Source organism: Thioalbus denitrificans, assembly GCF_003337735.1.
Lineage (GTDB): Bacteria > Pseudomonadota > Gammaproteobacteria > DSM-26407 > DSM-26407 > Thioalbus > Thioalbus denitrificans.
This window is the reverse complement of the sequence record NZ_QPJY01000002.1, coordinates 45,751-58,002: the sequence shown is the minus strand read 5'-3', so window position 1 is coordinate 58,002 and position 12,252 is coordinate 45,751. Positions and strand designations below refer to the sequence as shown.

General features: G+C 65.4%; 12 protein-coding genes and 2 tRNA genes. 4 read left to right on the top strand and 10 right to left on the bottom strand.

The genetic code is table 11. The annotated features are described in order from the left end of the window. Positions 1-78 precede the first annotated feature (78 nt). The 3 genes from DFQ59_RS04800 to DFQ59_RS04790 all read left to right on the top strand — a co-directional run bounded on the left by DFQ59_RS04800 (position 79) and on the right by DFQ59_RS04790 (position 3,373). Positions 79-381, top strand: a complete 303-nt coding sequence (locus tag DFQ59_RS04800) for a hypothetical protein (protein ID WP_114278558.1) — start codon at positions 79-81, stop codon at positions 379-381. Positions 382-400: 19 nt separating this feature from the next. Further along, entirely contained in the window at positions 401-760 is a 360-nt protein-coding gene (locus tag DFQ59_RS04795; RefSeq protein WP_114278557.1) for a hypothetical protein, read from the top strand. Positions 761-847: 87 nt separating this feature from the next. After that, entirely contained in the window at positions 848-3,373 is a 2,526-nt protein-coding gene (locus DFQ59_RS04790; RefSeq protein ID WP_114278556.1) for a tape measure protein, read from the top strand. 319 nt (positions 3,374-3,692) lie between these two features. Here the strand turns inward: DFQ59_RS04790 and DFQ59_RS04780 are convergent. From DFQ59_RS04780 to DFQ59_RS04730, 10 genes are all read right to left on the bottom strand, one after another. Then, positions 3,693-3,769, bottom strand: a tRNA-Pro gene (locus tag DFQ59_RS04780). Between the two features lie 96 nt (positions 3,770-3,865). Beyond that, positions 3,866-4,222 (bottom strand): MerR family transcriptional regulator, encoded by a 357-nt coding sequence (locus tag DFQ59_RS04775; RefSeq protein ID WP_114278554.1) that lies wholly within the window; start codon positions 4,220-4,222, stop codon positions 3,866-3,868. Then, positions 4,203-4,502, bottom strand: a complete 300-nt coding sequence (gene ihfA / locus DFQ59_RS04770; protein WP_114278553.1) for an integration host factor subunit alpha — start codon at positions 4,500-4,502, stop codon at positions 4,203-4,205. Before ihfA ends, DFQ59_RS04775 begins: the two co-directional genes overlap by 20 nt. Before the next feature lie 2 nt (positions 4,503-4,504). Beyond that, positions 4,505-6,883 (bottom strand): phenylalanine--tRNA ligase subunit beta, encoded by a 2,379-nt coding sequence (gene pheT, locus DFQ59_RS04765; protein ID WP_114278552.1) that lies wholly within the window; start codon positions 6,881-6,883, stop codon positions 4,505-4,507. Between the two features lie 100 nt (positions 6,884-6,983). Then, positions 6,984-8,000, bottom strand: a complete 1,017-nt coding sequence (pheS, locus tag DFQ59_RS04760) for a phenylalanine--tRNA ligase subunit alpha (protein ID WP_114278551.1) — start codon at positions 7,998-8,000, stop codon at positions 6,984-6,986. A 127-nt stretch (positions 8,001-8,127) separates the two neighbouring features. Then, entirely contained in the window at positions 8,128-8,487 is a 360-nt protein-coding gene (gene rplT, locus DFQ59_RS04755; RefSeq protein ID WP_114278550.1) for a 50S ribosomal protein L20, read from the bottom strand. A 22-nt stretch (positions 8,488-8,509) separates the two neighbouring features. Beyond that, positions 8,510-8,707 carry a 50S ribosomal protein L35 gene (rpmI, locus tag DFQ59_RS04750; protein ID WP_114278549.1) on the bottom strand — a complete coding sequence of 66 codons (198 nt, stop codon included), beginning with the start codon at positions 8,705-8,707 and terminating at the stop codon, positions 8,510-8,512. Positions 8,708-8,765: 58 nt separating this feature from the next. Further along, a complete protein-coding gene (gene infC, locus DFQ59_RS04745) occupies positions 8,766-9,284 on the bottom strand; it encodes a translation initiation factor IF-3 (RefSeq protein WP_114278548.1) in 519 nt (172 codons plus the stop codon). A 20-nt stretch (positions 9,285-9,304) separates the two neighbouring features. Beyond that, positions 9,305-11,218, bottom strand: a complete 1,914-nt coding sequence (thrS, locus tag DFQ59_RS04740; RefSeq protein ID WP_114278547.1) for a threonine--tRNA ligase — start codon at positions 11,216-11,218, stop codon at positions 9,305-9,307. A 386-nt stretch (positions 11,219-11,604) separates the two neighbouring features. Beyond that, positions 11,605-11,681, bottom strand: a tRNA-Val gene (locus DFQ59_RS04730). 176 nt (positions 11,682-11,857) lie between these two features. On the opposite strand from DFQ59_RS04730, the gene DFQ59_RS04725 reads away from it, so the two are divergent. Continuing rightward, complete coding sequence (locus DFQ59_RS04725; RefSeq protein ID WP_425450995.1) at positions 11,858-12,238, top strand: glutaredoxin family protein; 381 nt, start codon at positions 11,858-11,860, stop codon at positions 12,236-12,238. Positions 12,239-12,252 lie beyond the last annotated feature (14 nt).

Here is a 12,252-nt window from a genome sequence, read left to right as displayed (position 1 = left end):
ATCGGGACATTCTCGTGTACCTCTCAGCCCGGCCCCGAGGCGGAAATATCGGGCTCTTTTCCCCATGAGGGATGACTCATGAAGGTGGAAATCGGTTCATTCCTAGCCACTATCCATCGCGTCTCTGCTCCCGAGGCAACCACGTGGTGCGCCTGGTACCGGAACTACCTTCTCAGCACCAACGATCGCATAGGCCTTTATCTTCTGAAGGCCTTTCCCATCCAGGTGCTTCAGTTGTTCACTGACATGACCCCGCCGCAGATCGATGCCTGCACACCTTCTCAGCTTGAGGGGTTGGCGCGGCTGTGCATCGACCTGAATCCACAGGTTGGTGGGCTCGTTGCTGACGTGCTCGGAAATCCGACTGAAACCCTTCACTGAGACATACAGGAGTAAAACCATGGCTCTCAAGAGCAACGAGAAGCAGGTCGAATGCGGTGAGCTCACTGTAACTGTTCGCGAGCTGACCGTAAGCGAGGTTCGGGAATGGTTGCAGGCGATAAGCACCGAGAGCGAGGAAAACCATGAAACAGACCTCATCGATGGATTCCTTTTCAAGGAACTGACGCTCCGAGACCTCCGGCGAATGACCGATCTCTCCGATGACCAGGTTGAGGCATCGACCCCAAGCCAGCTCCGCGTTGTTCTCGAGGCATGCAAAGAGGTGAACCCGCATTTTTTCGAGTTGCGGACTCGGCTGATAGAGGTCGGGGAAAAGGCGGTGGCAATGGGGTTCACCGACTCGATCAGCTCTGTGTAGCTCTGATCCGCCAGGGTCACCACCAAGTGTGGGACTACCCGTGGTCTCTCTTCATGGCGGCACTGCGGCCGGCCGAGGATAACAATCATGGCTGATCAGACTATCGACATCGTCGTCAAGCTGAGTGCAGAGCAGTTCCGCCAGGGGCTGAGAACCATGCAGTCTCAGGTCGGCGGCGCCGCCAAGGCAATCAGCGCAGCAGGCAGCACCCAAGGGGCCGGGTTCACCCGCCACCTGAACGCCGCCGACGGCGCCGTGCGGAGCCTGACGAAGTCCGTCCTTCGGCTGGGGGCCGCCTACCTGTCGCTGCGCACTGCGTTGAGCTCAGTGACCGGCATCCTGCGGGTGGGCGGCGAGTTCGAGCGGCTGCGCACTCAGCTGGACGGGCTCATGGGCTCGGCGGCGGGCGGCGAGCGCGCGTTCGCCTGGGTGCGCGAGTTCACGGCGAACACTCCCTTCCAGTTGCAGGGCGTCACCGAGGCGTTCGTCAAGCTCAAGGCGTTCGGCCTCGACCCGATGGATGGGACGATGCAGGCGCTGACGGACCAGGCCGCCCGCGTTGGCGGGGGGCAGGAGAACCTGGAAGGTGTCATCATCGCAGTCGGCCAGGCCTGGGCGAAGCAGAAACTGCAGGGCGAGGAGATCCTGCAGCTGGTCGAACGCGGGGTACCCGTCTGGGATCTCCTGTCGAAGGCCACGGGGCGCACCACCCAGGAGCTGCAGAAGCTGAGCGAAGGCGGAGATCTCGGGCGGGACGCCATCCGACTGCTCATCGATGAGATGGGCAAGGCCACCGCGGGGTCCGCCCAGGCGCAGATGCAGACCTGGAATGGTCTGGTGTCGAACATGAAGGACACTTGGTCGGCCTTCCTGAACACCGTCGCACAGAGCGGTGCGCTGGACTACTTCAAGGGTCAGCTGCGCGAGCTGTTGGCCGCCACGCAGGAGATGGCCCGGACGGGCCAGCTCAAGGCGTGGGCGGAAGAAATAGGGCATTACATCATCGGCGCTGCAGAGGCCATCAAGGCAGCCGCCGGCGCACTCATCGGGCTCAAGGATGAGCTGATCGCAGTGGCGAAGCTGTGGGCCGGGTATAAGGCCATCGGCGTAGCGGTCGAGTTCGGCGCATGGGCCAAGGGCGCCGCGGCCGCGGCGGTCGGCGTGGGCAAGCTGTCCGCCGCGGTCGGCGTACTGAACGGGCTGCTGAAGGCTAGCGTGTTTGTCTTCGCAGCCGAGCAGCTGATCCGGCTTGGCCTCACCATCAAGGATTATTACTCGACGTTGGACGGCATTGAGGCGCGGAAGCAGAAGTACCTGCGCGCCCAGGAGGAGATTGCCGCCAGCCATGCAGAGCACGCCAATCTGGTGCGGGCGAGCAACGCAGAGCTGGAGAAGATGACTGCCGATGAGCTCCGCGACTACGCCAAGCGGGTGGCTGCCGCGCGCGACTACTACCGAGCAAAACGTGACATGCAGTCACGCCAGGAATACGACCCCAGCGACCCGGCCAAGGCCCCGTCACAGCTCGCCGTTTCCTACGCCAAGCAGGAGCGACTCTACCGTGAGCACCTGAACAACCTGCAGGGACTGCTGCGCGAGCGCACCGGGATGGAAGCGGACTTCAGCACAAAGCTGTCCGACGCCCGGAAGGCCGAGACCGCCGCCATCAAGAGCGAGCTGGCGAAACAAATTAAGGCCTACGAGGACGCCAACAGCAAGATCAAGAGCGCCCAGCAGCAGAGGAAGGATATCGAAAAGGAGTTCCAAGAGGCCCGCGACAGCATCGGCAAGTCAGAAAAAGCCCCCGAAGAGCTGACCACGCTGGACTTCGCCGGATTCATCACTGGCGCGCGGAACGCCCTCTCTGATGGCGACCTGGAGGGAGCCATCGCCAAGGCGCGCGAGGCGAAGGACCTGGTGATGCAGATGCAGCAGGGCGGGAACTACTCCGACCTGGTGCTGCGCGGGCTGATTGACCAGGCCGCCGCTGTCGCGAACGAGGCGGCGAAGGCACAGGAAGAGCAAGCGAAAGCTGAGGCCGGCGCCGCCCAGCAGCAGATCCAGCAGCTGCTCGCCGATGCCGAGTACCTTAAGCAGATCGAGATCGGCTTTGATGCGGAGGGCGCGCAGCAGTCTGCCGATGACCTCCGCGCGCAACTGCAGGCCAAACTGCAGGACAACCCATTGGTGCTTCCTGTCGTGACCATCTCCAACGAGAACGCCCAGTACGATAAGCGGGCCGGCGATCTACTCTCTGGGGCACCCGGGCGGGCGCGGGGAGGGCTCATCACCGGTCCGGGCACTGAGACATCAGACTCCATCCTCGCCCGCCTGAGCCGCAACGAGTGGGTCATCCAGGCGAAGGCCGTCCGGCACTATGGCAGCGACTTCATGCGGCGCCTGAACAGCCTGCAGCTGCCGCGCTTCGCGACCGGCGGTCCGGTCGTTCCAACGTTGCCGCGATTCGCCGCCGGCGGCGCAGTCGGTGGCGGAGACACCATCACACTCTCCCTGGGCGGCCAATCCTTCAGCCTATCCGGCGAGCCCGGCACGGCCGCGGGCCTCCGCCAGGCCGCCAGCTGGCAGGCGCGTAAAAGCGGGAAGCCGGTCTAGCCCCTTTGTCCATCTGCCTAGCTTTCAGCGTTCGGAGGAGACGAGATTCCGAGATCGCGATCCGTGAGAGGGGGCCTTACGCCCTCGATCACCTCGAGCATCAACCGCACCAAGGGCCCCTCCATCTCTGGAGCAACCCGCGCCAGCGTGAAGGCAATAGGACCGGCAACCCCTTCATACCTGTTGATGAGCTCACGAGTGATCATGCGGACAAGCCTACACCGTGATCCCGAAGGTTGAAGTGGTTGAATTGTCACCCAGCCCGTTACCCTGGGCATAAAAAAAGGGTCTACGGCAAGCCGTAAACCCTTGTTTTTATTGGTCGGGGCGAGAGGATTTGAACCTCCGACCACCTGAACCCCATTCAGGTGCGCTACCAGGCTGCGCTACGCCCCGTTCGGTAATTTCCGGCGCATCCTGCTGGTGCGCTGGAGGGCGGTATCATACCGGAAACGTCCCGGAATGGAAACGTTCCATACCGCCCATTACAGGTCAGCGGCGCAACCCCTCGAGCACCTCTTCCAGTTCCGTGCTCAACTGCCGGATCAGCTGCTTCACCTGGGAAGCCTCTTCCCGCGCCTCCTCTCCCGAGAGTCGCTGGCGGGCGCCGCCGATGGTGTAGCCCTGCTCGTAGAGCAGGCTGCGGATCTGGCGAATCATGAGCACATCCTGGCGCTGGTAGTAGCGCCGGTTGCCCCGGCGCTTCACCGGCTTCAGCTGCGGGAACTCCTGCTCCCAGTAGCGGAGCACGTGCGGCTTGACGCCGCACAGCTCGCTCACTTCACCGATGGTGAAGTAGCGCTTGCCCGGAAGGACAGGCAGCTCGTTGTTATTGCTCGTTTCCAGCATAGGCCTCGACCCTCGCCTTCAGTTTCTGGCCAGGCCGGAAAGTCACGACCCGACGGGCGCTGATGGGGATCTCCTCGCCGGTCTTGGGATTGCGCCCGGGGCGCTCGTTCTTGCTGCGCAGGTCGAAATTGCCGAAGCCCGAGAGCTTCACCTGTTCGCCTGCCTCCAGGGCGGTGCGGATCTCCTCGAAAAAGCTTTCCACCATCTCCTTGGCTTCACGTTTGTTGAGTCCCAGTTCCTCGAACAGCTTTTCAGCCAGATCGGCTTTCGTCAGCGCCATTATCACTCCCTAAGCGATGCATTAAGTTCGGTCTGCAACGCATTGACCACCCTTTTCAGGGCTTCGTTGATTTCAGCTTCATTAAGAGTGCGCGAAGGATCCCGGAAGGTCAAGCTGATGGCCAGACTTTTTCTACCGGGATCAATGCCTTCGCCACGATAAACGTCAAAAATCCTCACCTCTTCCTGAGATTCCCCCGCAGCCGCCCGAATACAGGCGACCAGTTGCTCCGCGGAAACCGTTTCGTCCAGCACCAGGGCCAGGTCGCGACGCACGGCGGGGAAGCGCGAGAGTTCGCGGAAGGCGGGCAGCCGCGCCCGCTCCAGCACCGCCAGGCGCAGCTCGAACAGGTAGACCGGGCCATCCAGGTCGAGGTCGCGCTCCACGGCGGGGTGCAGCAGACCCACCTGCCCCACCACCTCGTCACCGCGCAGGATCTCGGCCGCCTGTCCCGGATGCAGGGCCGGATGGGTCGAGCGCACGTAGCGGAAGGCCTCCGGCTCGCCGGTCAGGGCCAGCAGCGCCTCCACGTCGGCCTTGAGGTCGAAGAAGTCCACCTTGCGCCGCGGCAGGCTCCACTGCTCCGGGGCGGAAAGCCCGGCCGCCACGCCGCCGATCATGCGCTCCTGCTTCAGCTCGCCGTCCACGGGCACGAACCGCAGCCCGGTCTCGAACAGGCGCACCATCGGTTCCTGGCGGTTCTGGTTGTAGCGCAGCGCCTGTATGAGACCCGGCCACAGGCTGGTGCGCATGACCGCCAGGTCCGCGGAGATGGGATTGGCCAGCGCCAGGGGCTCCCGTCCCGGATCCAGCACCGCCTGCAGCTTCGGGTCGACGAAGCTGTAGGTCACCGCCTCCTGGTAACCGCGGGCGGTCAGCTCGCCCTGCATGCGCTCCAGCTCGATACGCGTCTCCGGCAGCTCGGGCATCAGCAGCTCGCCGGTGGGCCGGCGCACGGGCAGGCGGGCATAGCCGTGGATGCGGCCGATCTCCTCGATCAGGTCCACTTCCCGTTCCACGTCGAAACGGTAGGTGGGGACCTTGACCGTCCAGCCGGCGGCGGCGGCGCCCACCCGCATGCCCAGCCGCTCCAGGGTGTCACTCACCTCCGCGTCGGCTATGGTGGTGCCGAGGACCCGGGTGATGCGCTCCCGGCGCAGGCTCACCTCGCACCCGGCGGGCAGGTGGGCGTCGTCCCGCACCTCGACAACCGGCCCGGGCTCACCGCCGACGATATCCAGCAGCAGCCGGGTGGCGCGCTCCAGCGCCCGGGCCTGCAGCTGCGGATCCACCCCCCGCTCGAAGCGGTGGGAGGAGTCGGTGTGCAGGCCGTAGCGGCGGGCGCGTCCGGCCGTGGCCACCGGCTCGAAGTAGGCGCTCTCGAGGAAGACGTTCACCGTCTCCGCCTCCACGCCCGAACCCTCGCCGCCCATGACCCCGGCGATGGCCTGGGCATGGTCGCCGTCGGCGATCACCAGGGTCTCCGGTTCCAGCTCCAGCGCCTGGCCGTCGAGCAGCGTGATGGGCTCGCCGGGGCGCGCCATGCGCACCACGATGCCGCCCCGCAGGCGGTCGAGGTCGAAGGCGTGCATGGGCTGGCCCAGCTCCAGCAGCACGTAGTTGGTCACGTCCACCACCGGGCTGATGCTGCGCAACCCGCTGCGCCGCAACCGCTCCTGCAGCCACAGCGGCGAGCTCACGCCGGTGCGGATGTTGCGGATGACCCGCCCGGTGTAGCGCGGGCACTGGCTCCCCGCCTCGATCGCGACCGGGAAGGTGTCGGGGCAGGTCGCCGCCACCGGCTCCAGGGCCGGCGGCGTCACCGGCACGCGATTGAGTACGCCCACTTCGCGCGCCACGCCGGCCACGCTCAGGCAGTCGCCGCGGTTGGGGGTGAGGTCCACCTCGATGCAGTGATCGTCGAGTCCCAGCCAGGCGCGCAGATCCTTGCCCACGGGGGCGTCTGCGGGCAGGTCCCAGAGACCGCTGGCGTCCTCGTTCAGCCCCAGCTCGGCCGCTGAGCAGAGCATTCCGGCGGAGGGCTCGCCGCGCAGCTTGGCCTTCTTGATCCGGAAGCCGCCGGGCAGCTCCGCCCCCACCACGGCGGTGGGAGCGCGCATGCCGGTCCGCACGTTGGGGGCGCCGCAGACGATTCCGACCGGCGCCTCGCCGCCGACGTCCACCTGGCACACCCGCAGCTTGTCGGCGTTGGGGTGGGGCCTCACCTCCAGCACCTCGCCCACCACCACGCCGCTGAAGGCGGGCGCGGCGGGCTCCACGGCATCCACCTCGAGGCCGGCCATGGTGAGCTGCTCGGCCAGGGCCGGCGTGGCCACCGGCGGGTTGACCCATTCACGCAACCACTGTTCGCTGAGTCTCATGTCGCTTCAATCCATTCCGGCGGGAACGAGGACAGCGGCGTCGAAAGTACTCATAATACGCCTTAACTTCAACCTCTTTCCCTATGTTTATACTATTATTTCAGGCGAACTGACGCAGGAAGCGCAGGTCGTTCTCGAAGAACATGCGCAGGTCGTTCACGCCGTAGCGGAGCATGGCGAAGCGCTCCACGCCCAGCCCGAAGGCAAAGCCGGTGTACTGCTCGTTGTCCACCCCGACGAACTCGAACACCCGCGGATGGACCATGCCGCAACCGAGCACCTCCAGCCAGCCGCTCTGCTTGCACACCCGGCAGCCGGCGCCCGAGCAGTGCACGCACTGGATGTCCATCTCCGCCGAGGGTTCGGTGAAGGGGAAGTAGGAGGGCCGGAAGCGCACCTCCAGCTCGCGCTCGAAGAAGCGCATGGCGAAATCGTGGAGGATGCCCTTCAGGTCGGCGAAGCTGATGGACTCGTCCACCATCAGCCCCTCCACCTGGTGGAACATGGGGGTATGGGTCAGATCGGAGTCGCAGCGGTAGACCCGCCCCGGGGCGATGATGCGCAGGGGCGGCTTGCGCGACTCCATCACCCGCACCTGCACCGGCGAGGTGTGGGTGCGCAGCAGCCGGCCGTCGGGGAAGTAGAAGGTGTCGTGCATCGCCCGCGCGGGGTGGTGGGCCGGGATGTTGAGCGCCTCGAAGTTGTGGTAGTCATCCTCCACCTCGGGGCCCTCGGCCACCTCGAAACCCATCTCGGCGAAGATGCGCTCGATGCGCTGCAGGGTGCGGGTAACCGGGTGCAGGCCGCCGCGGGGCTGACCCCGGCCCGGCAGGGTGATGTCCACCGCCTCACCGGCCAGGCGGCGCTCGAGCCGCTCGGCCTCGAGGATGTCGCCGCGGGCCTTGATCAGACCCTGCAGGCGCTGCTTGGCCTCGTTGACCGCCTGTCCCGCGCGCGGACGCTCCTCGGGCGGCAACTGGCCCATGCCCTTGAGGTATTCGGTCAGGGCCCCCTTCTTGCCGAGGTAGCGGACGCGGACTCCGTCCAGTGCGGCCAGGTCGGCGGCGTCGGATACCGCCTGCTCCGCGTGCGCGAGGATTTCCGACAGCTCTTGCATTGGTTTGCTCCGCTTTCGCATGCCGGCCGGGGGCTGCGCCCGGCCGGTTTGAAACAAAGAAGGGGAAGGCACCTGCCTTCCCCTTCTCCGTTACAGGGCACCCGGATCACCGGGCGCCGGAAGGCTGTCAACCGGCCAGACTGGCCTTGGCCTTTTCGGCAATGGCGGCAAACGCCGCCTTTTCGAACACGGCCAGATCAGCCAGCACCTTGCGGTCGATCTCCACGGAGGCCAGCTTGAGGCCGTGGATCAGGCGGCTGTAGGACAGGCCGCACTCGCGGGCCGCGGCGTTGATGCGCGCGATCCACAGGGCGCGGAACTGGCGCTTGCGCTGACGGCGGTCGCGGTAGGCGTACTGACCGGCCTTGGTGACGGCCTGCTTGGCAACACGGTAGACGCGGCTGCGGGCACCGTAGTAACCCTTGGCCTGCTTGAGAACTTTCTTGTGGCGTGCACGTGCCTGCACGCCGCGCTTGACTCGGGGCATGGTCGCTTAAACCTCCGCTCGCTCAGCTGTAGGGCAACATGCGTTTGATCAGACCCACATCGGCCTCATGCACCATGGTGCTGTGGCGAAGGTGGCGCTTACGCTTGCTGCTCTTCTTGGTGAGGATGTGGCGCAGGTGCGACTGGCCGCGCTTGAAGCCGCCGGAGGCGGTCTTCTTGAAGCGCTTGGCCGCTCCGCGGTTGGACTTCATCTTGGGCATGACTACAACTCTCCGCATTCGAGTTTAGTAATGGTGACGCCGGCCCCATGGGCTGGCGTCATTTCTTTTTCGGGGCGATCACCATGACCATCTGCCGGCCTTCCATGCGCGGTCGCTGTTCCACCGCACCGAGCTCGATGAGGTCCTGCTCAACCCGGTTGAGCAGCTTGAGCCCGAGCTCCTGGTGGGCCATCTCCCGGCCACGGAAGCGCAGCGTGATCTTGGCCTTGTCCCCTTCGTTCAGGAAACGTACCAGGTTGCGAAGCTTCACCTGGTAATCCCCTTCTTCCGTCCCTGGACGGAACTTCACTTCCTTAATCTGGACCTGCTTCTGTTTCTTCTTGGCAACCTGTCGTTGCTTGTTCTTCTCGAACAAGAACTTGCCGTAATCCATGATGCGGCATACCGGAGGCTTGGCCGTCGGCGAGACCTCGACGAGGTCCAGCTCCGCCTCCTCCGCCATGCGCAGTGCCTCGCGAACGGGCAGCACGCCGAGCTGTTCACCTTCCGCGTCGATGACGCGGACCTCGGACGCCGTGATCTGGTCGTTTCGGCGTGTTTCCTTTTCTGCAGCGATCGGCTAATCCTCCAGTCCAGTTATACCCGGCGCGTCACTTCATCGGCGAGACGTTCGCTGAATGCCTCGAGTGAGAGGCTACCCAGGTCTTCGCCGGAACGTGTGCGCACTGCAACAGCCCGTTGCTCCATCTCGCGGTCGCCCACCACCAGCAGGTAGGGCACGCGTTGGAGCGTGTGTTCGCGGATTTTAAAGCCGATCTTCTCGTTTCTCAAGTCGGAAGCCACCCTGAATCCCTGTTTTTTCAGGAATTCTTCGACTTCCCGGGCATAATCGGCCTGTCTATCAGTAATATCCAGCACCACCGCCTGCACCGGGGCCAGCCAGGCGGGGAATTTCCCCTCGTAGTGTTCGATGAGAATTCCGAAGAAACGCTCGATGGATCCCAGCAGTGCGCGGTGGATCATGATCGGCCGGCGGCGCTGGCCGTCCTCGGCCACGTACTCGAGATCGAAGCGCTCGGGCAGGTTGAAATCGAGCTGCACGGTGGAGCACTGCCACTGGCGGCCGATGGTGTCCTCGATCTTGATATCGATCTTGGGTCCGTAGAAGGCGCCGCCGCCCTCGTCCACCGCATAGTCGAGCCCCTTGCGGGCGAGCGCGCCCTTCAGGCCGGCGGTGGCCTTGTCCCAGATCGCGTCCGAACCCACCGACTTGTCCGGGCGGGTGGAGAGGTTGACCTCGAACTGGGTGAAGCCGAAGTCGTTGAGCATCGACAGGGTGAGGTCGAGGATGGCCAGGATTTCGTCCTCGATCTGCTCCTCGCGGCAGAAGACGTGGGCGTCGTCCTGGGTGAAGCCGCGCACCCGCATCAGCCCGTGCAGCGCGCCGGACATCTCGTGCCGGTAGACGGTACCGAGCTCCGCCCAGCGGAACGGCAGCTCGCGGTAGGAGCGCAGCCGATCCTTGTAGATCAGGACGTGGAACGGGCAGTTCATGGGCTTGAGCTGGTAGAGCTGCTCGTCCTCCTCCATGGGCTTGTACATGGACTCGCGGTAGAAGTCCGTGTGCCCGGAGGTGTGCCAGAGGTCCTCCAGCGCGATGTGCGGGGTGAACAGCAGCTCGTAGCCCGAGCGCACATGGCGATCGCGCCAGTAGTCCTCGATGACCTTGCGGATGCGCGCGCCCTTGGGGTGCCAGAACACCAGGCCGCCGCCGGCGTCCTCCTGCAGGCTGAAGAGGTCCAGCTCGCGGCCGATGCGGCGGTGATCCCGCTTCTCGGCCTCCTCCAGCCGCCGGAGGTAGGCCTTGAGCGCCTTGCGGTCGCTCCAGGCGGTGCCGTAGATGCGCTGGAGCATCTCGTTGCGGGCATCCCCGCGCCAGTAGGCGCCGGCCACCTTGGTGAGCTTGAACGCCTTCAGCCGGCCGGTGCTGGGCACGTGGGGGCCGCGGCACAGGTCGACGAAGTCGCCCTGCCGGTAGAGGGAAAGCGCCTCCCCCGCCGGGATGTCGGCGATGATCCGCGCCTTGTACTCCTCCCCGATGCCGCGGAAGAAGTCGACGGCCTCGTCGCGGGGCATCACCGTGCGGGTGACGCTCAGGTCGGCCTCGGCCAGCTCCTGCATCCGCTTCTCGATGGCCTCGAGATCCTCGGGCGTGAAGCTGCGCCCGAAGGCGAAGTCATAGTAGAAGCCGTCCTCGATCACCGGCCCGATGGTCACCTGGGCGCCGGGGAACAGCTCCTTCACGGCCTGGGCCAGCAGGTGGGCGGTGGAGTGGCGGATAATCTCCAGCCCCTCGGGGTCGCGGTCGGTGACCAGGGCCACCTGGGCGTCGTTCTCCACCGGGGTCGAGAGATCCAGCAGGCGGCCGTCCACCTTGCCGGCCAGCGCGGCCTTGGCCAGGCCGGGACCGATGGACTGGGCGATTTCCAGGAGGGTGACCGGCTGGGGGTATTCGCGACGACTGCCGTCGGGGAGGGTAATCACGGGCATGTCGGTACTCCTTTTCAGTGGTGACCCATACGAGAGGCCACGTGCTAGTGTACTGCGCCACTCTTGGAGGTGCTTTCAGAGCCCCCCGAAAGTGCCAGGACAAGGCGCAGTGCGCAGGCAATGGTTGTTCCCTTGCCAAGCGCTGCAACGCCGTCATGGTGCTTTCGGGGGGCTCCCTGCGGGCGAGCCGCCGGCCGGCCATCTGCGGCGTTGCGCTTGCTTGAAAGGGGGCCTGCCATTCCTGCGCAAGCGCGCCTTGCATCTGACCGGCCGGCGACTCGCTGAATGGGCCTCCAAGAGCGGCGCAGTACACATAAGACGCCGTTACCATGCGGGCGCAGACGCCCCAAATAGAGAAGGCACCGCAGGCGCGGTGCCTTCGTATCTGGTAGGCGCGATTGGACTCGAACCAACGACCCCCACCATGTCAAGGTGGTGCTCTAACCAGCTGAGCTACGCGCCTGAAGAGCGGAGAAATATACAGAAGAGGCGCAGGCCGCGCAAGAGCCTTGGCACAGATCTTTTCCAGCGCCGCCGGCGCCGGGGCGGCAACGGGATGAATCGGCGCGCGCTTCGGGTACCATGGGCGCCGTTCCGGCAACGACACGGGAATGCCTGCCCATGAGATGGTTCTTCAGAATGTTCTTCCGGACGGTCCGGCTCATCCTCGGACCCTTCATGCTGCTGTGGGAGAAGCTCACCACGCCCCGCGGGGTGGTCCGCCCGGAGGCGGAGCAGCAGCGGGTGGAGGCCGAGGCGCGCGGCCTGGCCCTGTACCAGTTCCGTACCTGCCCCTTCTGCCTCAAGGTCCGCCGGGAGCTGCGGCGCCTGTCCCTGCCCGTCGAGCTGCGCGATGCCCAGCACGACCCGACCCACCGCCGGGCGCTCGGGGAAGGGGGCGGCCAGGTGAAGGTGCCCTGCCTGCGGATCACCGACGCCCAGGGCCGGGACACCTGGGTCTACGAGTCGGACGCCATCATCGACTACCTGCACCAGCGCTTCGGCCAGGTGGCCGAGTGAGGGCATCCGGCGCG

What these genes read in the sequence shown, in the direction of transcription:
- rplT (WP_114278550.1), bottom strand. Translation starts at nt 8,487, where the DNA reads ATGCCCCGAGTCAAGCGCGGCGTGCAGGCACGTGCACGCCACAAGAAA.
- pheS (WP_114278551.1), bottom strand. Translation starts at nt 8,000, where the DNA reads ATGCAAGAGCTGTCGGAAATCCTCGCGCACGCGGAGCAGGCGGTATCC.
- DFQ59_RS04790 (WP_114278556.1), top strand. Translation starts at nt 848, where the DNA reads ATGGCTGATCAGACTATCGACATCGTCGTCAAGCTGAGTGCAGAGCAG.
- ihfA (WP_114278553.1), bottom strand. Translation starts at nt 4,502, where the DNA reads ATGGCGCTGACGAAAGCCGATCTGGCTGAAAAGCTGTTCGAGGAACTG.
- DFQ59_RS04775 (WP_114278554.1), bottom strand. Translation starts at nt 4,222, where the DNA reads ATGCTGGAAACGAGCAATAACAACGAGCTGCCTGTCCTTCCGGGCAAG.
- DFQ59_RS04795 (WP_114278557.1), top strand. Translation starts at nt 401, where the DNA reads ATGGCTCTCAAGAGCAACGAGAAGCAGGTCGAATGCGGTGAGCTCACT.
- thrS (WP_114278547.1), bottom strand. Translation starts at nt 11,218, where the DNA reads ATGCCCGTGATTACCCTCCCCGACGGCAGTCGTCGCGAATACCCCCAG.
- rpmI (WP_114278549.1), bottom strand. Translation starts at nt 8,707, where the DNA reads ATGCCCAAGATGAAGTCCAACCGCGGAGCGGCCAAGCGCTTCAAGAAG.
- DFQ59_RS04800 (WP_114278558.1), top strand. Translation starts at nt 79, where the DNA reads ATGAAGGTGGAAATCGGTTCATTCCTAGCCACTATCCATCGCGTCTCT.
- DFQ59_RS04725 (WP_425450995.1), top strand. Translation starts at nt 11,858, where the DNA reads ATGTTCTTCCGGACGGTCCGGCTCATCCTCGGACCCTTCATGCTGCTG.
- pheT (WP_114278552.1), bottom strand. Translation starts at nt 6,883, where the DNA reads ATGAGACTCAGCGAACAGTGGTTGCGTGAATGGGTCAACCCGCCGGTG.